The sequence below is a fragment of the Rhizobium sp. Leaf311 genome (assembly GCF_001423445.1).
Classification (GTDB): Bacteria; Pseudomonadota; Alphaproteobacteria; order Rhizobiales; family Rhizobiaceae; genus Agrobacterium.
This window is the reverse complement of sequence record NZ_LMNZ01000016.1, coordinates 1-25,847: the sequence shown is the minus strand read 5'-3', so window position 1 is coordinate 25,847 and position 25,847 is coordinate 1. Positions and strand designations below refer to the sequence as shown.

The window sequence follows — 25,847 nt, the reverse complement described above, 5'->3', positions numbered from 1 at the left end:
TCGCCCGGCGGCGCTTAGGCCGGGCGTTTGGCCAGCACCATGTAGTTCACCTCCATGTCGGGGGAGAGGTTCCAGCGGTCCTGAAGCAGATTGTAGAAAACGCCCGTGCGGTGGATGATCTCCATTCCATCCGCAAGCATCGGCTTTTCCAGTTCGTCGGGGCGCACCAGCTTTTCATATTGGTGGGTGCCGCGCGGCAGCCAGCGCAGCACGTTCTCAGCAGCGAAGATCGCAAGCGCGCGGGCTTTCAGCGTGCGGTTGATGGTGGCGGCAAACATCAGCCCGCCGGGTCGCACCATCTTTGCGCAGGTCGCCACAAACAGGTCGACGTCGGCCACGTGTTCCACCACTTCCATGTTGAGAATGACATCGAAGGTTTCGCCAGCCTGTTGCAACTGCTCGGCGGTCACGGCCCGATAATCCACAGCCACATTGTTTTCGCGCGCGTGTGTCGAGGCGATGCCAATGTTCTTTTCAGAAGGGTCGGCCCCCACCACATCGGCACCCATGCGCGCCACAGGCTCAGACAGCAGACCGCCGCCGCAGCCGATATCCAGAACCCGCAGGCCTTCCAGGGGGCGGTGGCCCTTCGGGTCTCGGCCAAAATTGGCGCAGACGCGGTTGCGGATATAATCCAACCGAACGGGATTGAACTTGTGCAGCGGGCGGAACTTGCCGGTGGGGCTCCACCACTCCGCAGCCATGGCGGAGAAGCGGTCCACTTCGCTCTGGTCGACGGTCGTCTTTGCGCTCTCGCTCATGGTGATGCTCCATTCTGTCCTGTCCCTGAAGTCGGATGATTGACCTGTGAAGTCAAGGGGCGGCGGCCATCATCACAGGCAGCAGAGCTGCGCCTTCCTGTCGCAAGGAACTGAAATCAGGGGCTTTTCGTTTCATGCTGCGTTCATCATCAAAGGCGTATTTTCTGCAGCGTTGAAAGCCGATGTCGGCGGTCAAGCCTGTGCTTGAGGGAGAATGAAGTGAAGAAGAAACTGTTTGGTGCCCTTGCGCTGCTTGCGCTTGTTGCCGCCCCGGCCATGGCTGAAGCGGCGACTCAGGGTTTCGCCACGGCCAACGTCAATATGCGGTCTGGCCCCAGCACGGCCTATCCCGCCGTGGTGGTCATTCCCAACGGCGAACCGCTGACCATCCATGGCTGCCTGTCGGACACGCCGTGGTGCGATGTGTCGTTCAGCTATGGTCGCGGCTGGGTTGCTGGCCGTTACGTTCAGGCCATCTATCGCCAGAACCGTGTCTATGTGGAGCCGCGCTACTACCGTGATCTCGGCGTGCCGATCATCACATTCGAAGCCGGCCGCTACTGGGACCGTTACTACCGTGACCGCGATTTCTATCGTGAGCGTGACCGCTGGCGCCGTCCGGCCGGTGGTGGATACTGGAATGCGCCGCCGCCCCGCGGTGGTTATGATCGCCCCCGTCCACCTCGCGATGAATGGCGCGATCAGCGTGGCGGCGACCCGCGTGGCCGCGGCCCGAATGATGGCCGTTGGGAAGAGCGCTATGGCGACTGGAATCAGGATGATCGGCGTCGTCCTTCCCTGCGTGACAACGACAATGACCGTCCGCAGTGGAACAATGACTCCCGCGACCGCAACTCCGTCCGCGACCTTGAGCGTGACAGACAGCGCGACAGAGACCGTGATCCCAATCGCAGCGATTTCAACCGCCCCCGCCCGGATGGTAGTGGCAGACCGCGTCCCGATGGCAATCTGCCACCAAGACCACCACAGGAAAATCAGGTGTTTGGCTGCATCGTCGGCTCGCCCGGCTGCCCGCCGCGATAAGCCCAACAAGGCTGCATGACATGAAAAAACCCGGCGGAAATATCCGCCGGGTTTTTTGTTAGCTGCGATCCTGCTTCTTTGGCCCGCGTTTTTCAAAGGGCTTGTCTTTTTTGCCTTCGAATTTCGCTGGCTTGCCTCCGCTCGAATGGTCACCGGCAGGCTTGGCCTTCTTCTTCCAAGGCTTGTCATCGCCGGGACGACCGCCAGCATTGTCGGACTTGACGAATTTCTTCTGCGCTCTCGGTGGGCGCGTGTCTTCACGGTTGGCACCGGTCATGTCGGGCTTGCCGTCCATGGCCTTCACGCGGATGCCCTTTTCCAGCATCATGTCCTTGCCAAGCGCCGAAGTGAAACGGTCCACCGCATCTGCGGCCAGTTCCACATAGGTCTCGGTCTGCTGCATGCGGATCGCGCCGATGTCCTGGCGTGTCAGCTTGCCGAAGCGGCAGAGCATCGGAATAAGCCAGCGTGGCTCGGCATTCTGCTTGCGACCCACAGACAGTGTAAACCAGCCGCTGTCGGAAAAGTCGGAACGGTCGCGACGCGGCTCGTTGTTTTCGACGTGTTCGAAGCTGTCGCGACGTGGCTTGCGGCCATCCAGCGAAACCTCGGCAATGTCTTCAGGTGCAGAGCGACCGGAATGATAGAGGCGCACGAAAGCAGCGGCGACCTTCTCGGCACCATGCTGTTCCAGCAGCTTGGTGACGAAATCGCGCTCGTCGTCATTGACGTTTTCCTGCAGGGACGCATCGGCCAGAAGCCGCTCGCCATCGCGCTCGATGATCTCTTCGGCAGATGGCGGACGCACCCAGGCGGGACTGACCTTCGCGCCTTCCAGCAGGCGCTCGGCCTTGCGGCGCTGGCTCATTGGCACGACGATCGCGCTGACGCCCTTCTGGCCCGCGCGGCCGGTACGGCCCGAGCGGTGCAGCAATGTTTCGGAATTGGTAGGCAGATCGGCGTGAATAACCAGTTCCAGCCCTGGCAGGTCGATACCACGTGCAGCAACGTCCGTTGCCACGCAGACCCGGGCGCGGCCATCGCGCATGGCCTGCAGCGCGTGCGTACGCTCGTTCTGGCTCAACTCGCCAGACAGTGCCACGACGGAGAAGCCGCGATTGTTCAGGCGCGCTGTCAGATGGTTGACGGCGGCGCGGGTGGAGCAGAACACGATGGCATTGCGGGCTTCATAAAAGCGCAGCGCATTGATGATGGCGTTCTCGCGGTCGGATGGCGAAACCACCATGGCGCGGTATTCGATATCGACGTGCTGCTTCTGCTCGGATGTCGTCGCAACGCGCACGGCATTCTTCTGGTAGCTTTCGGCAAGCTTGGCGATGCTGCGCGAAACCGTGGCAGAGAACATCAGCGTGCGGCGCTCCGCTGGCGATTCTTCCAGAATGAATTCCAGATCTTCGCGGAAGCCGAGGTCGAGCATTTCGTCGGCCTCATCCAGCACCACGGCGCGAATGGACGAAAGGTCCAGCGCCTTGCGCTTGATGTGGTCGCAGAGGCGGCCCGGCGTGCCGACGATGATGTGGGCACCGCGTTCCAGCGTTCGGCGTTCGGCGCGGATATCCATGCCGCCAACACAGGAAGCAATGGACACACCGGTGAATTCGTAAAGCCATTCCAACTCGCGTTTCACCTGCATTGCAAGTTCGCGCGTCGGAGCAATGGCGATTCCCAACGGGGCGCCTGCGGGGCCGAAGCGGCCGTTCTTCTGCAACAGCGTCGGCGCAATGGCGATGCCGAAGGCAACGGTCTTGCCAGAGCCCGTCTGGGCGGAAACCAGCGCGTCCTGTCCATCCAGCTCAGGCGCAAGCATCGCCTTCTGAACAGGTGTCAAATCTTTATAGCCGCGTTTTTCCAACGCCTGTGCAATCGCCGGGGCGATACCCTGGGTTTCTGTCATATACCGTCTTTCGGATATTGGGCTGCCTGCATCCGCTTGAAACCATTAGATCATAAGGGTTATAAAGCAGCCGACACGGGCCATTTCGGCCATTCAGCCAGTTGAATTGACGCGCTCATACTGGAAATGGCGAGGTTTGTACAGACCACAGCGGTACGCTTGTCGCATTGGAACGCGCGCGTCGGGTTCGGCTTCGCCTTCAAGGCGTACCGTGCGGTCCATAAACGGCATTGCGTGGACCATGCCTTTTCGCTATGAGACCCGCAACTTGAGGCCTTTCCTTCAGGGGAGGCCGACTGGGTTGTGCTCTTGCCCACCGCATCCGGTGGCAAATTGGGATGGTACTGGTCAACTATGGCTCGCATTGTCATGAAATTCGGCGGCACGTCCGTCGCAAATCTCGAACGCATTCATAATGTCGCACGGCATGTGAAACGCGAGGTGGATGCTGGCCATGAAGTGGCCGTTGTCGTTTCCGCCATGTCCGGCAAAACCAACGAGCTGGTGGACTGGGTTCAGAACACGCCGAAGGTTGCCGGTTCCAAGGAGACCTCCTTTTACGATGCGCGCGAATATGACGCCATCGTTGCATCCGGCGAACAGGTGACCTCGGGTCTTCTGGCTATCGCCTTGCAGTCCATGGGCATCAATGCCCGTTCCTGGCAGGGCTGGCAGATCCCGATCCGCACCGATAACGCCCATGGCGCTGCCCGCATTCTGGATATTGATGGCTCCGATATCATTCGCCGCATGGGCGAAGGACAGGTTGCCGTTGTTGCCGGTTTCCAGGGCTTAGGCCCGGACAACCGCATCGCGACGCTGGGTCGTGGTGGTTCCGATACGTCGGCCGTTGCCATCGCTGCTGCCGTTAAGGCAGACCGTTGCGATATCTATACCGATGTCGATGGCGTCTATACCACCGACCCGCGCATCGTGCCGAAGGCGCGCCGCCTGAAGAAGGTGGCCTTCGAAGAAATGCTGGAAATGGCGTCTCTTGGCGCAAAGGTCTTGCAGGTTCGCTCGGTCGAGCTTGCCATGGTGCACAAGGTTCGCACCTTCGTACGCTCCAGTTTCGAGGATCCCGATGCGCCGGGCATGGGTGACCTTATCAATCCGCCCGGTACTTTGATTTGTGACGAGGAAGAAATCGTGGAACAGGAAGTCGTAACCGGCATCGCCTATGCCAAGGATGAAGCACAAATCTCGCTGCGCCGCTTGTCAGACCGGCCGGGCGTGTCTGCTGCCATTTTCGGACCACTGGCCGAAGCCCATATCAATGTCGACATGATCGTGCAGAATATCTCTGAAGATGGTTCGCGCACCGACATGACCTTCACCGTGCCCTCGGGCGATATGCCAAAGGCCATCAAGGTTCTGGAAGACAACAAGACGCAGATCGGCTTTGACGTTGTTCAGAACGAGACGGGTCTGGCCAAGGTGTCGGTCATCGGCATCGGCATGCGCAGCCATGCGGGCGTTGCGGCCAGCGCTTTCAAGGCACTTGCTGAAAAAAACATCAACATCAAAGCCATCACGACGTCGGAAATCAAGATTTCCATTCTTATTGACGGTGCCTACGCGGAACTTGCAGTTCGTACTTTGCATTCTGCTTACGGTCTGGATAAGAGTTGATTCTGTAACGTCGATACACGTCATCCGATTCTTTTCGGATTGATTGAGTCCTAGACGTTGCGTTGACTGCGCATCCCTGCCGTCCGGCTTGCTGTGCAGGCTTTGTTTTGGGGGATCCTTTGATGCGGGCCGTCGTGGCCCGCATGTGAAGGTGTCAGGGAGCACACGCGATGAGAGACCTTTCCGCAGGTCCACGCGTTCTTCTCAAGCGGCTTCGCGAAATGATGGCGGAGCACCTTGAGCCACAAGAGCGCCTCGACCAGATTGTCCGACAGATCGCCAGCAACATGGTGGCGGAGGTTTGCTCCGTCTATGTGCTTCGCTCGGACAGTGTGCTGGAGCTTTATGCCACCGAAGGATTGAACAAGGACGCCGTCCATCTTGCCCAGTTGAAAATGGGGCAAGGTCTTGTCGGCACCATCGCCGCATCGGCCCAGCCGCTCAATCTTTCCGATGCGCAGGCGCATCCTGCATTTCGCTATCTCCCTGAAACTGGTGAAGAAATTTATCATTCCTTCCTGGGTGTACCGATTTTGAGATCCGGTCGCACTCTTGGCGTTCTTGTCGTTCAGAACAAGACCAGCCGGACCTATCGGGAGGATGAAGTTGAAGCGCTTGAAACAACCGCAATGCTTATTGCGGAAATCGTGGCGAGCGGTGAATTGAAGAAAATCACCCGTCCCGGCGTGGAATTGGACCTGACACGGGCCGTTTCCATCGATGGCGATGCCTATGGCGAAGGCATCGGCCTTGGTCACGTTGTCCTGCACGATCCGCGAATCGTCGTCACCAATCTGCTCAACGAAGACGCCGACATGGAAATCACGCGGCTTGCCGAGGCTATCGGCTCGCTGCGGCTGTCCATCGACGACATGCTTCAGCGCCGCGATGTCGCGACCGAAGGCGAGCATCGTGAAGTTCTGGAAACTTACCGCATGTTTGCCCATGATCAGGGCTGGGTGCGGCGCATGGAAGAGGCCATTCGGAATGGCCTGACGGCGGAAGCTGCGGTCGAGAAGGTGCAGAGCGATACCAAGGCGCGCATGATGCGCCTGACCGATCCCTATCTGCGTGAGCGGATGCATGATTTCGATGATCTGGCCAACCGGTTGCTGCGTCAGCTGATCGGTTTTGGTGGTCGCGGACCAGAGCAGGAATTTCCGACGGATGCCATCGTTCTGGCCCGCGCAATGGGTGCCGCCGAACTGTTGGACTATCCGCGCGAGAAACTGCGCGGGCTGGTTCTGGAAGACGGCGCGGTTACTAGCCACGTCGTCATCGTCGCCCGCGCCATGGGCATTCCCATCATTGGCCAGGCGGTCGGCATCGTTGCGCTCGCAGAAAACAACGATCCCATCATCATCGATGGCGACGACGGCCAGGTGCATCTGCGCCCGGTAGTAGACCTGCAGCGCGCCTATGAAGAGAAGGTCCGCCTGCGCGCCAAGCGTCAGGAACAGTTCCGCGCGCTTCGCGATGTCGAGCCTGTCAGCAAGGATGGCGTGCGCGTCGATCTGAAGATGAATGCCGGCCTGCTGGTCGATCTACCGCAGCTGGACGAATCCGGCGCTGACGGCATCGGTCTGTTCCGCACCGAGCTGCAATTCATGATCGCCTCCAACATGCCGAAGGGCGAGGAACAGGAAGCATTCTATCGCAGCGTTCTGCGCAACGCCAAGGGCAAGCCCGTCACCTTCCGCACGCTCGATATCGGCGGTGACAAGGTCGTGTCCTATATGCGCGGTCAGGAAGAGGAAAATCCGGCGCTTGGCTGGCGCGCCATCCGCCTGTCGCTCGACCGCCCCGGTCTTATGCGGACCCAGATGCGTGCCCTTCTGCGCGCCGCTTCGGGTGCCGAACTGCGCATCATGCTGCCAATGATTACTGAAGTGGCCGAAATCCGTGCCGCCCGCGAGCTTCTGCAGAAAGAAGTGCAGCATCTGTCGAAATTCGGCCATTCGCTGCCGCGCAAGCTGCAATTTGGCGCCATGCTGGAAGTGCCGTCGCTCATGTGGCAGCTGGATGAGCTGATGTCTGAAGTCGATTTCGTCTCGGTAGGTTCAAACGACCTTTTCCAGTTCACAATGGCGGTGGATCGCGGCAACGCCCGGGTTTCTGACCGCTTCGACAATCTCGGCAAGCCCTTCCTGCGAATCCTGCGCGATATCGTTCGAGCCGGAACACGCAACAACACCCATGTCACGCTATGCGGGGAAATGGCGAGCAAGCCGCTTTCCGCCATGGCGTTGATCGGTCTTGGGTTCCGCTCGATTTCCATGTCGCCAACAGCCATCGGTCCGGTCAAGGCCATGCTGCTGGGACTGGATGTGGCGACGCTTTCGGAAGAGCTGGAAGCGGCACTTGACGACAACAAGTCGGTGGAAAGCACGCGCCAGCTGCTTTTGCGCTTTGCAGCGACCCATTCCATCCCTATTTGAGAATGACGAAAAATTGGAGTGCGTGACAGGTGGCGAAGCTTCCCGTCGAGAAAATGCGTGAGCTTGAGCGGCGTTTCGGTGAAATCGAAGCGCGCATGTCGGCTGGCCCTGCCGCTGATGTCTATGTAAAGCTGGCGTCGGAATATTCTGAATTGCAGCCGGTGGTCAAAACCATTCGGGAGTATGAGAAGGCGCTGGCAGAAGTGGCCGATCTCGAAGCGCTTCTTGCCGACAAGTCGACTGACAGGGACATGCGCGATCTTGCCGAAGCCGAGCTTCCGGAAATGTCGGAGCGTATTGAACAGCTCGAGAAAGACATGCAGATTCTTCTTCTGCCGAAGGATGCTGCGGATGAGAAGAGCGCCATCGTTGAAATCCGTGCCGGTACGGGCGGCTCGGAGGCTGCACTTTTCGCTGGCAACCTCTTTCGCATGTATGAACGCTTCGCCAGCACCAAGGGCTGGAAGGTTGAGGTCCTTTCTGCCAGCGAAGGAGAAGCAGGGGGCTTCAAGGAAATCATCGCCACCATTACCGGACGCGGCGTTTTCTCCAAGCTGAAGTTCGAATCCGGCGTTCACCGCGTTCAGCGCGTCCCGGAAACCGAAGCGAGCGGGCGCATCCACACCTCTGCGGCAACGGTTGCGGTTCTGCCAGAGGCTGAAGAGATCGATATTGAAATTCGCCCTGAAGACATCCGCATCGATACGATGCGCGCTTCGGGCGCTGGCGGCCAGCACGTCAACACCACGGACTCGGCGGTGCGTATCACCCACCTGCCGACCGGTCTTATCGTGACGTCGTCAGAAAAATCCCAGCACCAGAACAGGGCGAAAGCCATGCAGGTGTTGCGTTCGCGTCTTTACGATATCGAGCGCCAGAAGGTGGACAGCGAAAGGTCGGCGGACCGCAAGAGCCAGGTCGGCTCCGGCGACAGGTCTGAACGCATCCGCACCTATAATTTCCCGCAGGGGCGCGTGACCGATCACCGCATAAATCTCACCCTTTACAAGCTGGACCGCATGATAGAAGGCGATATCGATGAGATGGTCGATGCCTTGATCGCCGATTATCAAGCCGGCCAACTCGCCCAGCTTGGCGAACAACAGTGACGGGAACTTCGCGCACCGTTCGCGAGCTCGTCGCTGCGATGCGTGCGCGTCTTGGCGCCGCGCAACTGGCCGATCCACTGAACGATGCGCGTTTGTTGATCGGCGAGGTGCTTGGCTTCTCACTTACAGACTTCCTTCTGAATGATCAGCGGCCTGTGAGCGCAGATGAATTCGCGCGGATAGAGGCCATGATTGCCCGTCGTGAAAAACGTGAACCCGTGCACCGCATTCTCGGCCACCGCGAATTCTATGGCCTCGATCTGCTCCTGTCGCCCGGCACGCTGGAACCTCGGCCCGATACGGAAGTGCTTGTCGATGCTTTGCTGCCTCACCTCCGACGCCTGATTGCAGTCAAAGGTCAGGCCCGAATTTTGGATATGGGTATCGGCACGGGTGCTATCTGTCTTGCGCTTCTCCACGAATGCCCGGGCGCGACGGGCCTCGGCAGTGATATCTCACGCGACGCCATTCGGACGGCGCGAAGAAATGCGGAGCGTCATGGCTTGGCTGACCGGTTTGAGACCGTGGAAAGCAACTGGTTCGACCAAATTTCCGGTCGTTTTGACATAATCGTGTCGAATCCGCCCTATATACGGTCAGATGTGATCGGAACGCTGGATCGTGATGTCAGGGATTTCGATCCGATGGCTGCACTGGATGGTGGCGAAGACGGGCTGGCGCCTTACCGAGACATTGCCGAAAATGCAGCGGATTTCCTTGGGGATGACGGGCTTGTCGGCCTTGAAATCGGATATGATCAGAAGCTAACTGTGACGGCCCTGTTTGAGCACAACGGGTTTCGGTGCGTCGAAGCTGTGAAAGATTTTGGCGGCAATGACAGGGCATTGGTATTTTGCAAATAGATTGCATCAATCCTATATGCTTTTTGTTCAAGGATATTTTGCAAAGCAAAAGAAAAGGCTTGGATTTCCGCAGGAAGCGGGATAGTTTGCGGCAACATGCTGGGTGGCTGAGGGCGAATTTAGATTCGCCAGAGTATGGATCAGTCCCGAAGCGGGTTTCTTTTAGAACCCTGAAAGGCTGGGCATTCCCGGCATGTGAATCAGTAAACTTTGTTCGCAGGCGGCTCGATGCAGCATTTGCGCATCCGGGCATTATACGCGAGGTCTTTGTCCAAAAGGCAAGGCGCGCGGTGGGAGCATTTCGGTAGACTGGCCGTGATAGCCGTTATTCCGGATTGCATCGTAACAACGAGAATTATCAGCAAAACAGAATTCAGGTGAGCAATTGATGAGGCCAGGACAGCAAAACAAGCGCGGCCGGGGGCGTGGTAGCAACAACAATAACAGCGGTGGCGGTGGCGGAAATAATAATAACAATTTCAACCGCAAAGGCGGCAATCCACTAACCCGCACCTACGACAGCTCCGGTCCCGATGTTAAGATCCGTGGCACGGCCCAGCACATAGCCGAAAAATACGCGACACTCGCACGGGATGCCCAGAGCTCCGGCGATCGCGTCATGGCCGAGAACTATCTGCAGCACGCGGAACATTATAACCGTATCATCGCAACTGCCCAGGCGCAGATGCAGGAACGCTTCCAGCGTGATGATCGCGGCGAGTTCCAGCAGGAGCGCGATGGTGACGAGATTGACGGCGACGATAACGACGACAACGTCGGTTCGATGTCGTCGGCACAAGATCATTCAGAACAGCGTTCGCAGCGCAACGAACAGCCTGAACGCCAGGAGCGGCAGGACCGTTCGGAACGTCAGGATCGCCCGGAGCGGCAGGACCGCAATGAGCGACGCGACCGTCGTGAGCGCCCGGCCCGGCCAGAACGCCAGCCGCGTGAAGCGCAGGACGAAAACGGAAACAACAACAGCAACGCACCCGCGCCAGTTGCTGCTCCTGTTTACGACGCGAGTTCAGCGCCTCAGCCTGTAATCGAAGGTACGCCGAAGGAAGTTGCCGTCGAAGAGGAAGCTCAGGGCAGCACCGCAGCAACGGAGCGCGCTCCACGTCGTCCGCGCAGCACAAGCCCACGTCCCCGTCGTCCGCGTCGTACAGCGGGTGAAGAGGGCGAAGCCGCTGCAGAAGGATCTGAAGGCGGCGAGGCTCCTAAACTGGAAAACGCCGCGGACTAATCCGCATATTCTGCCAAGATTAAAAACCCGGCTTGCCCGGGTTTTTTTATGCTTTGCGCGCAGCTGTGCGAGTCGAGGAGATGGTTCGCGTGGTGCTCGCCTGCCAGCTGGCAGATTGCGGAATCGAAGGGTTGAGGGTCTAAAGCGCCACTGGGTTATAGATCGGCTTTTGCAGCGCCCCTGCCGTTACTCACAATTCTGCTGCTTGTCCTGATTTGCCAGTGTCAATTTTACGGGCGTTTACGAGAGAGGACGTTTGGCGGGAAACGTACTGGCCGCCAGCCTTCGCATCCGCGAGCAGGCCGTCATTGATGACGGATTTTCCGCGTAACAGAAGCCGTATTGGCCAGCCCTGAACCTCAAGTCCTTCATATGGCGTGTAGTCAGAGCCATGAGACAGCAAGTCGTTGGTGATTGTCACCTTCCGTGCGGGATCCCAGAGTGCGATATCGGCATCCGCGCCGACGGCGATCGTCCCTTTGTTTGGATAGAGGCCGTATAGCTTGGCGTGGTTGGTGGACGTCTGCGCGACGAACTGGTTGAGCGATATGCGACCCTTCATCACGCCCTCGGAAAAGAGAATCGGCAGGCGGGTTGCCACGCCGGGAATACCGTTCGGTATCCAGCGAAAGCTTCTCTTACCCTTCTCGTTCAGTTTTCCCTGCGGGTCGTCATAGCGGAATGGGCAATGGTCTGACGAGAACAGATCAAAGACATCCTGTTCCAGACCCTCCCAGCAGGCATCCTGGCTCTGTGTGTCGCGAGGTGGCGGCGAGCATACAAATTTCGCGCCCTCAAGCGCGTCCTGGTCAAGGTCTGCGGCCGTCAGCATTAGATATTGTGGGCAGGTTTCGCCTGCGATCTTCTGGCCTCGCATTCTCGCTCTGCGGATTTCCTCCATGGCCTCACGGTTGGAAACGTGAACGATGACGATAGGAACGTCCACGATTTCCGCCAGAGACAAGGCACGGTGCGTCGCTTCACGTTCCGCTGCAATTGGGCGCGTGGTGGCATGGTATTTTGGCGCAAACTTGCCTTCGTCCTCGTGACGTCCGATCAGATAGCGAATTGCATCTTCGTTCTCACAATGGACCATGACGAGAGCACCGGTGCGCCGCGCCGCATCCAGCGTGTCCAATATCTGGTCGTCACGCAGTCGCAGCCCTTCATAGGTCATGAAGACCTTCAAAGAGGTGTAGCCTGCAGCGACGAGGGCTGGGAGTTCCTGCCCCAAGACCTCGGCAGTCGGATCGGTTATGACCAGATGAAAAGCAACATCCGTATAGCATTTCCCCTCGGCTTTGGCGTGATACTCCTTGAGGGCCTCCCGGAGTGTCTGGCCTTTCTCCTGCATGCAGAAGGTCAACACCGTGCTGTTGCCGCCGATAACGGCAGAGCGCGTCCCGCTTTCGAAGTCGTCAGCCATGACGACGCCTTCTCCAGAGGGCTGGTCCAGGTGGACGTGGCTGTCGATTCCACCTGGCAATACGAAGAGGCCCGTGGCGTCGATGATTTCTGCTGCGTCTCCAAGCCCCGTGGAGAGAGAGGCGATCTTTCCGTCGAGAATACCGATATCGCAAACGAAGGTATCGCTTGCCGTCGCTACGGTTCCGTTCCGGATGATTGTATCAAAGCGCATCGATTCCCGTCCTTTTCTCAGCTTGCTCTGGCAAAACCCGTTTCACTGGTGAGAATTTTATCGAGAGCCTGCGTGAAGCGGTCCACTTCTTCAAGCGTATTGTAATGAACCATCGATACCCGCAGCATTCCGCCGTGATCGGTAAGGCCAAGATACTCCGCAAGCCGGCGTGAGTGGAAATCGCCGAAACGCATTGCGATATTATGAGCGTCCATCGCTTTGCAGATCTCACCAGCATCGCGACCATCAAATCGAAAAGCGATCGTGGGAACTCTGGAACTGTTCACATTGTGGGTTTGGCCGATGATCTGGCAGTCGTTTCGCGAGCGCAGATAGGACAGAAGTCTTTCGGCCAACACGTCTTCCTGAGCGGTTATCGCCTTGAACGCGGTGGTGATGCGGCTGCGGACACTGCCCGTGTCGCCCGCTTGTTCGCCGAGGCTTGCCAGATAGTCGACGATTCCACAGGTGGAGTAGGCGAGCTCGTAATTCGGGTTGCCGGGCTCCAGCTTGCCAGGAACTTTGTCCTTGCCGTAGAAATAGTGATAAAGCGTGTCGAGCTCCAGCAGGTGATCATACTTGCCGTACATGAGAGCATAGTGGGGGCCATAGGTCTTGTAGAGGCTGAAGACATAGTAGTCTGCATCAAAAGCCTGAACGTCTACAAGGCGGTGAGGAGCGTAGGCAACCGCATCCACACAGAGCCGCGCGCCCCGTGCGTGGACGAAGTCTGCAATAGCACGGATGGGATTGATCGATCCTAGAATGTTGGAGACGTGTGTGACACAGACAAGCCGTGTCTTGCTAGACATCAGCGGCTCAAGGTCTGCCAGGTCGAGGGTGAGGGTGTCTTTGTTGAGCGGCCAGAACTTGATCGTAACGCCGACTGATGTCAGGCGATCCCAGGGACCAATATTGGATTCGTGATCGCTTACGGTGACGATGATCTCGTCGCCAGATGCAAGCTGGCTTTCCATGGCGCGCGCCAGATTTTGAAGCATCGCAGTGGTTGAACTGCCAAAGACAATTTCCTCGGGCCGGTTCGCATTCACAAGATGCATCGCGGCCGTGCGGGCTTCGTAAAGTGCTGCCGCCGCCTTCTGGGATACTTCGTAGGACCCGCCGATCTGGACGTTACGCTCGATCAGAAAGCTGTTGATCCGGTCGATTGCGCCCTGGAGTATCTGCGAACCACCGGCATTGTCAAAAAAGCTCCAACCTCTTCCCAGTCCTGGAAACTGACTGCGCACGAATTCCAGATTGAGTGATGGGGTGTCGTTCATGGGGTGTCCTCCACAGACTTGATTTAGTGATTGAGTACGGCGCGCAGGAAGCTGCGCGTTCTTTCTTCTTGTGGGTCGTCGAAAATCTGCTGAGGGGTGCCCATTTCAACGAGTTTTCCGCCATCCATGAAGATGACCCGGTCTGCGACTTGTTTGGCAAAGCCCATTTCATGCGTAACGACGATCATGGTCACACCTGTGCCCGCCAAACGCCGCATGACATCGAGAACTTCACCGACCATCTCGGGGTCGAGAGCGGATGTGGGCTCATCAAACAGAAGCACCTTAGGCTCCATGGCCAGCGCGCGCGCTATGGCAACGCGCTGCTGCTGACCACCGGAAAGCTGGCCAGGAAACTTGTCTGCCTGCTCCGATATGCCCACACGGGCCAGCAGGTCTCGTGCCTTTATGGCGGCTTCAGCTTCACCCAAGCCACGAACACGCATCGGTGCCAACATGACGTTTCGCAACACCGTCATGTGGGGGAAAAGGTTGAAGGACTGGAACACCATGCCAACTTCGGCCCGAACCTTGACCAGTTCCTTGCCGGGACGCACCCTTATTCCATCAACCGTAATCATACTCTCGGGAGAGAACGGTTCCAGATGATTGATGCAGCGGATCAGCGTTGATTTGCCTGAGCCTGACGGCCCGATGATGCAAACGACCTCACCTTCAGCGATATCAAGATTGATCCCATGAAGAACCGTGTAGGTTCCATAGGCTTTGAACAGGTTCTCAACCCGGATAAGACCTTTGTGTTGGGATGTCATCTGCGCCTCCCAGCGCCGAAGCGCGTTTCCAGCCGGGACACGACTGCCACCATCGGCCACAGCAGGAATACGTAAATCACCGCCGCACCGATCAAGGGCGTGGGGTTTGCTGTCAGCGCTTGCGCCTGGGTCGCCTGCTTCAGCAGGTCGGGCATCGCAACAACCGACGCCAAGGCTGTATCCTTGAGAACGTTGATGGAATTGTTGGTGAGCGGAGGGATTACGATCCTCACCGCTTGTGGAAGAATGATGTCTGCCATCGTATGCCGGTTGGAAAGTCCCAAGGCTGCAGAGGCTTCAAACTGACCGACCGGAATTGCATCGATACCGGCACGAAAAATTTCCGCGGTGTACGCCGCTGAGACAAGTGAAAGAGCTGTGACCGCCGAAAGGAAGGGCGATAGCCTTATCCCAACAAAGGGCAGTGCGTAGTAGATGACGATGAGAAGGACGAGCAGGGGTATCGATCGCAGGACGTCCACATAGATGCGGATGAGCACCACGATTGTTTTCGGCGCGTAAAGCCGTGCCACCGCAAGAACAAGGCCACCGACCAGACCTGCGACGATGCTGACGATGCCTATCTGCAGCGTGACCACAAGTCCCCACAAAAGCTGAGGCAGGCTCTGAACGAAGACATCGTAGTTGAAGAAGGTATTGAGAAGATTCATGCCGCTAGGCTCCGTTGGGCCAGCGGAGTTGCTATCCGCTGGCGGCTATGGCGCTATCAGTTCTTCGGCATGTCCAGGACTGTTACGGTCGATGTCTTCTCTTCTGCTGGTGCCCCGAACCAGGTCTGGTGCAACTTGGCCAGATAACCGTCCTTCTTCATTTCGGTAATCGCCCCATTAACCTGCTCGGCCAAAGGATCGCCCTTGTTGAACATGACGGAGTATTTTTCTCCCGTTGGAATGCGGGCCACCACTTTCAGCTCCGGCTTGTCCTTGACGTAATAGAGCAGGGCAGGAATATCGCTGATGTATCCGTCGATTCGGCCCGCGACGAGATCGAGCATTGCAGGAGACAAGCCCTCGAAGCGGCGGATGTCCGAGAATTTGTATTCGCTCTTGCTCTTCTCTGCCCACATGTCGCCGGTAGAACCGGTGTCCACCCCGACCACCTTACTAGCCATCTCGCTCAACCCCGTAATGCCGGATTTTGCTGTGACGGTGAGCGACTGATCACTGTCATAATATGGCTGGGCGAATGACACGGATTCGAGTCGCTTTGGAGTGATTGTTATCGATGAGATGGCCATGTTGATGCGACCGGACTGCACCGCCGAAAACAGGCCGTTGAACGGCGTGTTGACGAATTCGACGGACTTGCCCAAGCGCTTGGCCACCTCGTTGACGAGGTCAACCTCGAAGCCGACAACCTTGCCCGTTGCGTCCTGAAATTCCCATGGAACGTTGCCGATATTGGCACCGACCACGAGGTCGGCGGCCCTGGCAATCTGCAGGCTCATGAGAGAGATGCCTGCGGCGATCGATGCAGTTATAAACGTCGCTGTTATGCGTTTCATCAGTGTTCCCCTTGTTATTTGATACACGATCACACATTGTGGTCTAACTGGTCGGACCAGTTAGACCACACAAGCATGGACTTTCCGCCTTGGCAAGACGTGATGTTGAAAATAGATGTTGAATCAGTGACGAAAGGACGAGCGCGAGATGCTGAACAAGACGCTTCTGCCACAGACCGTGGCTCGCGAGATCCAGAACCTGATACAGACAGGTGTCCTGAAGCCGGGCGAGAAAATTCAGTCGCAGCGCGAATTGTCGGAACGGTTCGGCGTCAGCCGCGCTTCGCTCAGGGAAGCCCTGTTGACCTTGGAAACTCTCGGCATGGTCAAGACCGAGGCAGGGCGGGGCACCTTTGTTACCTCACCGGCAGAGCGGGCCGCCGGTCCCGCCGCAAACATGGCGCCTTGGCGATATTCCCAAAGCTACTCGGCTTTTGACGTTTTTCAGACGCGCGCCCTTCTCGAGGGAGAGGTCGCAAAGCTAGCGGCCGGAAGGCTGACGCAAAGGCAACTGGACGAGATGGAACAGGCAACCGAAACAATGGAACGTTCCTGGGAAAAGCAGGATGTCGTGTCCAATGTCGAGGCCGATTTGCAGTTTCATTCGACCATCGTTTCCGCCTGCTCCAACCTCATGCTGCAGGCGCTCTACCAGACTGTGCGCGAGCTCATCACTGAGACGCAACGTCAGCCTATTCCCATCACCGATCCTGAACGCATGAAGAATTCCATCGCGGAACACCGTCGCATCATCAATGCGCTACGCCTCAATGACGGAAATCTGGCGAAGATCGAAATGGAAACGCATATCCGCAATACCGCGAGATGTGCAGGGCTCGATCCCTAACTGGGCATGGTTCGGTGTGAATAAAACGGATCGAGCCGATTGGAAGAAAGCTTAAGCCCGCCGCAATATTTGCGGCGGGCTTTGTTGTTGAACGTCTGGAAGGCGCTGAATGGAAATTGTTCCTCAGTGCCCTTTACCCAAGTTTCTGACGACACTGACGTCCTGTGCGGTGACTTCAGGCGCCTTGTTAGACCAGGCGTTTCGCAGGAAGGTTGCAAGTGCGGCTATTTCCTCATCCGACAAACGATCCTCGTAACCCTGCATTCTGACCTTCATCGGACGCTGCTCGGTCGAGGGTAGCTCTGCACCATGCAAGATGACGCTGATCAGACCCTTGGTCGATTTCGCGGTGACCAGAGAGTTGCCATCGAGTTCCGGGAATATCTCGGGCGCACCCTTTCCATTAACGAAGTGACAGCCGCCGCAATTGTCGAGATACAGCCGTGGCCCCAAGGGCATGTCTGCTTTGGCGCTTGAAAGCAATTGCTCAGTGTCGGTTGGCGCGTCTGCCTTCTTCGCTTCCGATGGCTTGGTAGAGCCGATCTTCTTCAGGTAGCTGGCGATTGCCTTGTTGTCGTCGGTCGTCAGATATTGCGTGGAATCTCTCACCACCAGCATCATTTCACCGGTCGCAGTGGAATGGGCGTTGCGAGCGGTTGCGAGATAGGCGGCGGTTTCTTCCACCGTCCATTTTTGCGGACCGCTGTCGGGCCCTCTGAGATCAGGCGCCGTATAGTTGTCGATTTCGCCGCCCGTCAGGAAGCTTTGCGATGTTTCGTCAATGCCATCCTGCGTCATAAGCACAGAGCGCGGGCTATGGCATGCAGCGCAGTGGCCCGGACCTTCGACGAGATATTTACCGCGGTTGAAGATGCCGTCTTCCGCTGCGTTGGGTTTGAAACCGGCCTCGCCCCGCAGAGCGACCCAGTTCCAGGCACGCAGGCCGAATCGCATGTTGAATGGAAATGCGAGTTTCGTCGGTTCGACCTTGTTGGAGACGGGTTTTACCTCGTGCATGAAGTAGTCGTAGAGCGCAACGACATCTTCTTCTGTCAGCTTTCGGTAGTTCTCATAGGGCATCGCCGGGTAAAGATGCGTTCCATCAGGTGTTACGCCATCATAGAGAACGGCGCGGAAGTCATCGAGCGTATAGTTGCCGATGCCGGTTTCCTTGTCCGGAGTGATGTTGGTGGTCCAGATCGTACCCATAGGGCCTTGAATGGCGCGACCGCCAGCAAAGGGCGTGCCGCCCTCATTGGTGTGGCAGGCCATGCAGTCGCTGGCGCGCATGAGATATTCTCCACGCCCCTTATCAGCCTTGAAATCTGCGGCCAGTGGGGAGGGTGGTTCCGTGCGTTGAACGGGTATGAAAATGAAGGCCACGAGGCAGGCAATTCCTACCACTACGAGGATAGCGAGAAGTTTGAGGAGCTTTTTCATCGTGACACTCCTCAAACCAGCGGCCGTGGGTTCGGAAGATAATCCTTACGGATATGCTCTGCCGCCCAATAGGCGAGACCACCGACCATACCCGTCGGGTTGTACTGAGTGTTCTGCGGAAAGGCGCCAGCACCGAGAACGAAGATATTGTGCTTGTCCCAGGCCTGGAGGTAGCGGTTGACAGCCGACGTCTTCGGGTCATCTCCCATGACGGAACCGCCGACATTGTGCGTCGTCTGGTAAGGCCTCACATCATACATCGCGCCTTCCTTCTTGAAGCCCTCCTGCATCGATGTGGGGTTGAGCGCCTTTGCAATCGGCTCGATCTTCGACTTCATGAACTGGGTCATGCGGATGTCGTTGGCATTCCAGTTAAAGGTCATCCGCATCAGGGGGCGTCCGTGCCGATCCTTGTAGGTTGGGTCGAGGTCGAGGTGATTACCGCGATAGGCCATGTGCGATCCGTGGGAACCAATCGACATGGAGTGGCCGTACCATTCCCCTACGGCCTCTTTCCACTTGGCACCCCAGCTCGGTGTGCCGGCGGGAAGCGCCATGGAGCGGATTGGCTGACCGTTGGACTGGCCCGCGGAAATGTAGGAGCCGCCTATGAAGCCCTCCCGGCCGAAATCGATATTGTCGATGCCAAAGTCGTCTATGGTCATGCCGTTCGCACCGGTGCCGATGAACGGATTGAACACTTCGTCCTTGAAGAACAGGGTGTAGCCGCCATTCATCTGGTAAGCATAATTGCGCCCGGTGACACCTTCATTTGTGTTCGGGTCATAGGGTTGGCCGATGCCGGAGAGCAGCATGAGGTGGACATTGTGAAGCTGATAGGCGGCAAGGATCACCAGATCGGCTGGCTGGAAGACCTCTTCCTGCGCCTTCTCGTCGAAATAGGTGACGCCAGTCGCCGTCTTGCCATCTGGAGCCATCTCGATGCGAAGGACTTCCGCTTGCGTCCGGTACTCGAAATTGGGTTTGCGTTTCAAAGCGTCGAGAATGGCTGTTTGCGGAGACGACTTGGAATAATTGTAGCAGCCATAGCGCTCGCAGAAGCCGCAATGGTTACAAGGACCCATCTGCATCCCGTATTCATTGACATAGGCTTGCGAAGCAATCCCGCCGGGACGAGGGAAGGGGTGATAACCCATTGACTTCGTAATCTCGCCGAATTTTGCACCGTCCCAGGTCGTTGGCATCGGCGGCATCGGATAGTCACGTGAACGGGGAGCCTCGAATGGATTTCCGCCCTCGATCTTTTCTCCCTTGATATTACCCGCCTTGCCGGAAATGCCGGCAACGCGTTCGAACCGATCGAAGAAGGGTTCAAGTTCGTCATAGGTGACAGGATAGTCCTGAAGGTTCATGTCCTCTGGGATGATGGAAGCGCCCCAACGCTCCTCAACATGGGAACGAAGACGATATTCCGAGGTCATTGGACGCCAGTTCAGCCCATTCCAGTGAGTGCCCGCACCGCCGACGCCGATACCTGGAAGAAACGATCCCAGACTGCGATACGGCAGCGCCACTTCGCTGTCGTTTCGCCGGATGGTGACGGTGGAGTTGCGAGGCTTTTGCATCATGCCCAGACGCACACCGTATTTCAGCTCATCGATCATCTCGGGATACTGAAAGTCCGGGACGGTATTCTGATCGTGACCGCGCTCAAGGGCGACGATCTCCAGACCGTCCTGCGCGAGTTCCATTCCGAGAATCGAGCCGGTCCATCCCAGACCAACGATAACGACGTCTTTCTTCTTTTCTACTCGTGTCATCGGTTAAGCCCTTTCACCGGAGATGGAGACAGGCCCCAATGGATATTTGACGTTGTGCTTGAGGACCCACTCCTTGTAGGAGCCTCGGGCGCCTGGAAATCCGATATATGTCCAGGCCTGCATCTTGTGGTTTCCGCCATAGATGGGATCGGCGAAATATCCCTCCTTGGTGTTGCCCAGCAAAATCGAGAAGAAATCACGGATTTCAGGAGCAAGCTTCATTTCATCCTTCTGGAGAGATGTCAGCGCCTGATCCTGGAGCGTTGCGTCCAGCTCCATGAAGATCTTCCCGTGTGTCGTCCGGCACCATTCATCGAAAACCGGAATGGCCATTTGATAGATTTCCAGAGGTGTCAAAGGCGTCTGCCAGCCGCGCAGCGGGCTCGCGGCAGCCTCATGAGGGCCTTCCATGTACCAGTCGGCCGCCCGACCGTAGTCTCCGGCCAATTGCATATCGATGAAGACGGGAACTCTTGCTTCGATGGCGCCGGGGCCGGTCCCTTCCGAAGGAATGAGCCTTGCGACTGCGGCGACAACAAAAGCCCACTCACTGGGCTTGAGACAGATCGGCTTGTAGGCGTCCAGGGCAACAGGTTCAGGCGTTTCCTCTGCCTTTACCGGGACTGCCGTCAATCCGGCCACTGCTGCACTTGCGGCTGATGCTTTGAGGAAATTTCTACGGGAAGGACGGCCAGGAAGGTCTCTCATGGGCAACTCGCTTCGTGACTGACGTCACATTGAAATGTTGAAGGCTCATCGAACGATGAGCGAGGCGGGTACTGCGATGTATCGCCGCAGGTCGATGCGCACAAGGACAGATAAGACAGAAATTGTTCGTTTTAGCAATTTTTAGAAATAGTTTTTCGTTATTGTACTAAAAAGAGGAACAAAATCGATGATTTAGATCGCTCTCGCTCTAGATGAGGAGATGGAAATTTATGCATCCGTTCCGAAAATCCATGCCAGCGTGGGACGCAGGCATCCCTGCGTTGCAAGCTGTGGTCTGACGGCACCAAATTTCGGGCCGCTGGATCTCGCTGATTTTATTTCGAAGTGTCCGCAGTATCGTCTTCCGCTGAATGCTTCCACGGTTGGCTGCGAAAACACTTCACAATAGCCGCAGCATGAGGTCCCGTCTCAAGTTCCCTACAAACGACCGTAGTTGCCGACTGGTTTGCCAGTCGGCTTGGAAAGACCTGAACGGAGGACTGCAGATCAACTGAAAATCTAATGTGCTGTAATCCTGCTTAATGGGACGGCAAGGATTTGCGATTGGTGCAGGACTTCGCTGCAATTCTGTGATAACCAGTAACTCCGCGACCTCAACATGGTCGGGACACGCTGAGCAGGACCGAAGTCCCTGTTGTGGATGATGATCTTCGTCTGCAGAAAATGCCTCGCAATATCTCGGTGAGGCAGGGTTTGACGTCGCCACCGCGCCAAGCGGATTAGAACTGCAGGTGAGACTGCAGCGCTTTCTTTCGACATCTTTCTTTCCGCTGACGCCGACGGCCTTGCCGTTACGTCGGTTTCCAAAAGGCTTGAGGATGCTCGTTCCGACAGCATCCTTCAGCTTCGACGCACGCCATCGCACCAACCGGGCGAATGGACTCTGTTCTGCGTCGAAATGCGTTTGGACGGTCGACCGTGCAAATTTTCACTTGTCTATATTTGACCCTGATCAAAGACAGAGGGGTGGGCAGCCCGTTTTAATCCGCCTGTGACCGCCGAAAGGCTGTCAGAATATGAGGTTGCGAACGTTATGACAGTCGCCCTGGTTTTCAATGCGGGTTCTTCGAGCCTGAAGATTGCGGTTTACCGGTTGGATCCGGGGCAGCCGGTGCAAATATCGCGGGGCATTTTGCGCATTGGCACCAAGCCGCAGCTTGAGGTCAGCACATCATCGGCAAAGGAGGTTGTTGACCTTGACCCCGGCGCCAGTCTCGACAGGAAGCTCATCCGGGACTTGATAGGCAGGATGTTGCCTCCAAACTCGACCATCGAGATATGCGGGCATCGTATCGTTCACGGCGGGCCGACATTTCACAAGCCGGTCCTGTTGGACCAGCAGACAATTTCTGAAATTGAAAAGCTGGGCTCATTTGCTCCGCTTCACATCCCTCCCGCTCTTGAGGTTATTCATGCGGTCAAAGAGGACTACCCGGATGTCCTCCAGACTGCCTCCTTCGATACGGCTTTTCACAGCTCTCTCTGCAATCTCGCGAGTCGCTTCGCCATTCCCGCGTCGATGCACGAGCAGGGTTTGCGACGCTATGGCTTTCACGGCCTCTCCTACAAACATGTCGCCTCGGAACTGGCAACATTGGACCCCGATCTGGCTAAAGGTCGCGTCATCTGCGCCCATCTGGGCAGTGGGGCCAGCCTGTGTGGAATGGTCGAAGGCGTCAGTATCGACACAAGTATGGGATTTTCCGCACTAGATGGCGTACCCATGGCGACCCGGCCAGGGTCGCTCGATCCCGGCGTTCTGCTGCATCTTCTGCGAAACAACTTCGCTGGCGCCGATGAACTCGAAGATTTTCTGTATCACAAATGCGGACTGTTGGGCGTCTCAGGCAGGAGCGGCGACATACGCGACTTGCTGGATGACTTCCATCCGGCATCGCAGGACGCTGTAGACCTGTTTTGCTTCAGAATTGCCGGCGAAGTCGGAAGGTTGGCGGTCTCACTTGGCGGGATCGACGCCCTGATATTCACGGCAGGGATTGGCGAGCATCAGCCGGACGTCAGAAGCAGGATCATCCGCCATTTGTCATGGCTGGGCATCACTCTCAGCGAAGCCGCCAACAGGGCGAATGCGACGATCATCAGCACAAAAGAGAGCGGTGTGGCGGCGCTGGTTGTCCCCACCGACGAAGAAAAAGTCATCGTGCAGGAATCCATTCAAGCCATAGCCGAACACCGGCTGGAGGTATCGAAACATGCTTGAGAATGCCACAGTAAGCGTAACAGATCACGAGCTCGAACACATTGATCGTTACTGGCGGGCTGCCAACTATCTTTCCGTTGGACAGATTTATCTAATGGATAATCCTCTCCTGAGAGAGCCGCTCTCTGCGCAGCACATAAAGCCGCGGCTTTTGGGGCATTGGGGAACGACGCCCGGCCTGAATTTCATCTACGCACATCTCAATCGCATCATCCGGCAACGCAATTCTGACCTGCTATACGTATGCGGTCCAGGGCATGGCGGCCCCGGGATGGTTGCCAATGCCTATCTGGAGCAGACCTATAGTGAAGTCTATCCGGACGTTGCCCAGAATATCGACGGCATGAAGCAACTCTTTCGACAGTTCTCCTTTCCAGGCGGCATACCGAGCCATGTCGCGCCCGAAACTCCCGGTTCGATCCACGAGGGTGGTGAATTGGGATATGCTTTAGTCCACGCGTTTGGTGCCGCCTTCGACAACCCCGATTTGACCGTTGCCTGCGTCGTCGGTGATGGTGAAGCGGAAACGGGTCCAATTGCGGCGGCCTGGCACTCTACGAAATTTCTCAATCCCACAAGAGACGGGGCAGTTCTGCCCATCCTTCATCTAAACGGCTACAAGATCGCGAATCCCACTCTGCTCGCACGCATGGACGAGCGTGATCTGGCCGATCTGTTTGCCGGATATGGATATGAGCCGCTTTTCGTTGAAGGTTCGGATCCAAGATTCATGCACCGTAAAATGGCTTCGGCGCTGGACCTTGCCTTCGACAAGATACACGCAATTCAAAGCCAGTGGCGTTCAAACCCTCTTCAAAGTGGATTACCACGCTGGCCGATGATCATTCTGCGCAGTCCCAAGGGCTGGACAGGACCGGTAGAAGTGGACGGAAAAAAGGTCGAGGGCTTTTGGCGTTCTCATCAGGTTCCGGTCAACAATTGCAGGGCAGATGCCGCGCACCGCGATATTCTTGAAAAATGGCTGCGCAGCTACCGTCCCGATGAGCTCTTCGATCACGAGGGCAGTCTGAAACCAGAGCTTCGGCAACTGGCCCCCGTCGGACCGAAACGCATGAGTGCCACGCCCCATGCCAACGGAGGCATCATACGCAAGGAACTCAAATTACCCGAGATCAAAGCCTATGCTGTCGCTATCGAAGAACGCGGCGCCAGCCAGATCCAGTCCACGGAAGTACTGGGGCGATATCTCAGGGACATTTTCAAGCTCAACGAGGAAGCCAGCAATTTCCGGGTCTTTGGTCCCGATGAAACGGACTCGAACAGGCTGGGACCCGTGTTTGAAGCAACCGACCGGGTCTGGATGGAAGAAATCGAAGGATATGATGTCCACCTCGCAAAAGATGGACGAGTGATGGAAGTGTTGAGTGAGCATCTTTGCCAGGGGTGGTTGGAGGGTTACCTCCTGACTGGCAGACATGGGCTTTTCTCCTGCTACGAAGCCTTCATCCACATCATCGACTCCATGCTCAATCAGCATGCCAAATGGTTGAAGGTCTCCCGTAATCTTGCCTGGCGAGCACCGATCTCGTCGTTGAACTATCTGCTTTCATCCCACGTATGGCGGCAGGACCATAATGGCTTCTCGCATCAGGATCCGGGATTTCTGGATCTGGTGGCCAACAAGAAGGCTGATATTGCGCGCATCTATCTGCCGCCTGACGCCAATACGCTGCTGTGGGTCGGTGACCATTGCCTCAAAACCTATGACCGTGTGAATGTCATTGTTGCCGGGAAGCAACCGGCTCCACAGTTCCTGACGATGGATGAAGCCGTGGCCCATTGCGAAAAAGGCATCGGTATCTGGGATTGGGCGAGCTACGAGGGCGGCTCGGCCTCACCGGATGTGGTCATGGCGTGCGCGGGCGATGTTCCGACTATGGAAACCCTGGCGGCTGTCATGATTTTGCATGAGAAGATACCTGGCTTGAAGATCAGGACTGTGAATGTCGTCGATCTCATGGCGCTTCAAGATCCAGCCCAGCATCCTCATGGATTGGACGAGGGACTGTTCAACGCCATATTCACGGCAGACAAGCCGGTGATATTCGCGTTCCACGGCTATTCATCCCTCATACATCGGCTGACCTATCGGCGCACAAACCACCGCAACTTCCACGTACGCGGGTTTAACGAAGAGGGTACGACAACCACACCATTCGACATGACTGTTTTGAATGAGCTTGATCGATATCACCTCGCGCTTGAGGCTATCAAACGCGTTCCAGCGCTGGCCAGCCGTTTCCCGAATGTTGTAGCCGCCTTGACCAATGAGCTGGAAGAACATTCGCGATACGTCAGAGCTCAGGGAGAAGACATGCCAAAGATCCGCGATTGGCGTTGGAAAGCTTGAACGGAGAACGATTGCAGATCAGGCCGCCGGGATCATGTCACGGCGGCTAAGTTAAGGGTCAACAGCCCAAGGGTGAGAGCGTCAAAAGAGCCGCAAAAGGAAGGGAAATCGAAATAAACATTAAAAATCATACATTTGATGATTTTTTTGATATTTCTTCAAGGGTGAGTGTTGACTTGTTTGAGGGGTGTCCTCTATAAGTCCGCTCACTGACGAGGGCGGCGGCGCTG

The 25,847-nt window shown here is 56.9% G+C and carries 20 protein-coding genes; 9 read left to right on the top strand and 11 right to left on the bottom strand.

The genetic code is table 11. The features are described from left to right. Positions 1 to 14: 14 nt before the first annotated feature. Both ubiG and ASF69_RS23120 read right to left on the bottom strand, forming a co-directional pair. On the bottom strand, positions 15 to 761 hold the full coding sequence (gene ubiG / locus ASF69_RS15220) for a bifunctional 2-polyprenyl-6-hydroxyphenol methylase/3-demethylubiquinol 3-O-methyltransferase UbiG (protein WP_062588915.1): 747 nt from the start codon (positions 759 to 761) through the stop codon (positions 15 to 17). Positions 762 to 813: 52 nt separating this feature from the next. Next, complete coding sequence (locus ASF69_RS23120; RefSeq protein ID WP_156462076.1) at positions 814 to 957, bottom strand: hypothetical protein; 144 nt, start codon at positions 955 to 957, stop codon at positions 814 to 816. Positions 958 to 980: 23 nt separating this feature from the next. Between ASF69_RS23120 and ASF69_RS15215 the strand changes: the two genes are divergently transcribed. Then, the gene (locus ASF69_RS15215; protein WP_062588913.1) at positions 981 to 1,805 is read left to right on the top strand and encodes an SH3 domain-containing protein; all 825 of its coding nucleotides are present in this window, start codon (positions 981 to 983) and stop codon (positions 1,803 to 1,805) included. 58 nt (positions 1,806 to 1,863) lie between these two features. On the opposite strand, the gene ASF69_RS15210 is transcribed toward ASF69_RS15215, so the two are convergent. Beyond that, on the bottom strand, positions 1,864 to 3,720 hold the full coding sequence (locus tag ASF69_RS15210) for a DEAD/DEAH box helicase (protein ID WP_062588911.1): 1,857 nt from the start codon (positions 3,718 to 3,720) through the stop codon (positions 1,864 to 1,866). Positions 3,721 to 4,074: 354 nt separating this feature from the next. Between ASF69_RS15210 and ASF69_RS15205 the strand changes: the two genes are divergently transcribed. The 5 genes from ASF69_RS15205 to ASF69_RS15185 all read left to right on the top strand — a co-directional run bounded on the left by ASF69_RS15205 (position 4,075) and on the right by ASF69_RS15185 (position 11,008). Then, a complete protein-coding gene (locus tag ASF69_RS15205; RefSeq protein WP_062588909.1) occupies positions 4,075 to 5,352 on the top strand; it encodes an aspartate kinase in 1,278 nt (425 codons plus the stop codon). A 170-nt stretch (positions 5,353 to 5,522) separates the two neighbouring features. Continuing rightward, positions 5,523 to 7,790, top strand: a complete 2,268-nt coding sequence (gene ptsP / locus ASF69_RS15200; RefSeq protein ID WP_062588906.1) for a phosphoenolpyruvate--protein phosphotransferase — start codon at positions 5,523 to 5,525, stop codon at positions 7,788 to 7,790. Between the two features lie 29 nt (positions 7,791 to 7,819). Beyond that, the gene (gene prfA / locus ASF69_RS15195) at positions 7,820 to 8,899 is read left to right on the top strand and encodes a peptide chain release factor 1 (protein WP_062588904.1); all 1,080 of its coding nucleotides are present in this window, start codon (positions 7,820 to 7,822) and stop codon (positions 8,897 to 8,899) included. Continuing rightward, entirely contained in the window at positions 8,896 to 9,762 is an 867-nt protein-coding gene (gene prmC, locus ASF69_RS15190; RefSeq protein WP_280136388.1) for a peptide chain release factor N(5)-glutamine methyltransferase, read from the top strand. The genes prfA and prmC overlap by 4 nt, the downstream gene beginning before the upstream one ends. Before the next feature lie 388 nt (positions 9,763 to 10,150). Continuing rightward, positions 10,151 to 11,008: a DUF4167 domain-containing protein gene (locus ASF69_RS15185; protein ID WP_062588902.1), complete on the top strand. Its 858-nt coding sequence runs from the start codon at positions 10,151 to 10,153 to the stop codon at positions 11,006 to 11,008. A 190-nt stretch (positions 11,009 to 11,198) separates the two neighbouring features. Here ASF69_RS15185 and hydA read toward each other — a convergent pair whose 3' ends face one another. Genes hydA through ASF69_RS15160 form a run of 5 tightly spaced genes read right to left on the bottom strand, consistent with a single transcriptional unit; the run spans position 11,199 to position 16,171 of the window. Next, on the bottom strand, positions 11,199 to 12,647 hold the full coding sequence (gene hydA, locus ASF69_RS15180) for a dihydropyrimidinase (protein ID WP_062588900.1): 1,449 nt from the start codon (positions 12,645 to 12,647) through the stop codon (positions 11,199 to 11,201). A gap of 17 nt (positions 12,648 to 12,664) precedes the next feature. Further along, positions 12,665 to 13,930 (bottom strand): cysteine desulfurase-like protein, encoded by a 1,266-nt coding sequence (locus tag ASF69_RS15175; protein ID WP_062588898.1) that lies wholly within the window; start codon positions 13,928 to 13,930, stop codon positions 12,665 to 12,667. 23 nt (positions 13,931 to 13,953) lie between these two features. Next, positions 13,954 to 14,703 (bottom strand): amino acid ABC transporter ATP-binding protein, encoded by a 750-nt coding sequence (locus ASF69_RS15170; protein WP_062588897.1) that lies wholly within the window; start codon positions 14,701 to 14,703, stop codon positions 13,954 to 13,956. Continuing rightward, positions 14,700 to 15,374, bottom strand: a complete 675-nt coding sequence (locus ASF69_RS15165) for an amino acid ABC transporter permease (RefSeq protein ID WP_062588895.1) — start codon at positions 15,372 to 15,374, stop codon at positions 14,700 to 14,702. Before ASF69_RS15165 ends, ASF69_RS15170 begins: the two co-directional genes overlap by 4 nt. A 56-nt stretch (positions 15,375 to 15,430) precedes the next feature. Then, complete coding sequence (locus ASF69_RS15160; protein ID WP_156462078.1) at positions 15,431 to 16,171, bottom strand: ABC transporter substrate-binding protein; 741 nt, start codon at positions 16,169 to 16,171, stop codon at positions 15,431 to 15,433. 205 nt (positions 16,172 to 16,376) lie between these two features. Here ASF69_RS15160 and ASF69_RS15155 point away from each other — a divergent pair, with 205 nt between their 5' ends. After that, positions 16,377 to 17,075 (top strand): FadR/GntR family transcriptional regulator, encoded by a 699-nt coding sequence (locus ASF69_RS15155; RefSeq protein ID WP_062588891.1) that lies wholly within the window; start codon positions 16,377 to 16,379, stop codon positions 17,073 to 17,075. Between the two features lie 123 nt (positions 17,076 to 17,198). Here the strand turns inward: ASF69_RS15155 and ASF69_RS15150 are convergent, their stop codons facing one another. Genes ASF69_RS15150 through ASF69_RS15140 form a run of 3 tightly spaced genes read right to left on the bottom strand, consistent with a single transcriptional unit; the run spans position 17,199 to position 21,004 of the window. Next, complete coding sequence (locus ASF69_RS15150; protein ID WP_062588889.1) at positions 17,199 to 18,515, bottom strand: cytochrome c; 1,317 nt, start codon at positions 18,513 to 18,515, stop codon at positions 17,199 to 17,201. An 11-nt stretch (positions 18,516 to 18,526) separates the two neighbouring features. Continuing rightward, positions 18,527 to 20,296: a GMC family oxidoreductase gene (locus ASF69_RS15145; RefSeq protein ID WP_062588887.1), complete on the bottom strand. Its 1,770-nt coding sequence runs from the start codon at positions 20,294 to 20,296 to the stop codon at positions 18,527 to 18,529. A 3-nt stretch (positions 20,297 to 20,299) separates the two neighbouring features. After that, positions 20,300 to 21,004, bottom strand: a complete 705-nt coding sequence (locus ASF69_RS15140) for a gluconate 2-dehydrogenase subunit 3 family protein (protein ID WP_062588886.1) — start codon at positions 21,002 to 21,004, stop codon at positions 20,300 to 20,302. Between the two features lie 1,054 nt (positions 21,005 to 22,058). Between ASF69_RS15140 and ASF69_RS15130 the strand changes: the two genes are divergently transcribed. Continuing rightward, on the top strand, positions 22,059 to 23,246 hold the full coding sequence (locus ASF69_RS15130) for an acetate/propionate family kinase (RefSeq protein WP_062588968.1): 1,188 nt from the start codon (positions 22,059 to 22,061) through the stop codon (positions 23,244 to 23,246). Next, positions 23,239 to 25,617, top strand: a complete 2,379-nt coding sequence (locus tag ASF69_RS15125; RefSeq protein WP_062588882.1) for a phosphoketolase family protein — start codon at positions 23,239 to 23,241, stop codon at positions 25,615 to 25,617. Before ASF69_RS15130 ends, ASF69_RS15125 begins: the two co-directional genes overlap by 8 nt. The last annotated feature ends 230 nt before the right edge of the window (positions 25,618 to 25,847 follow it).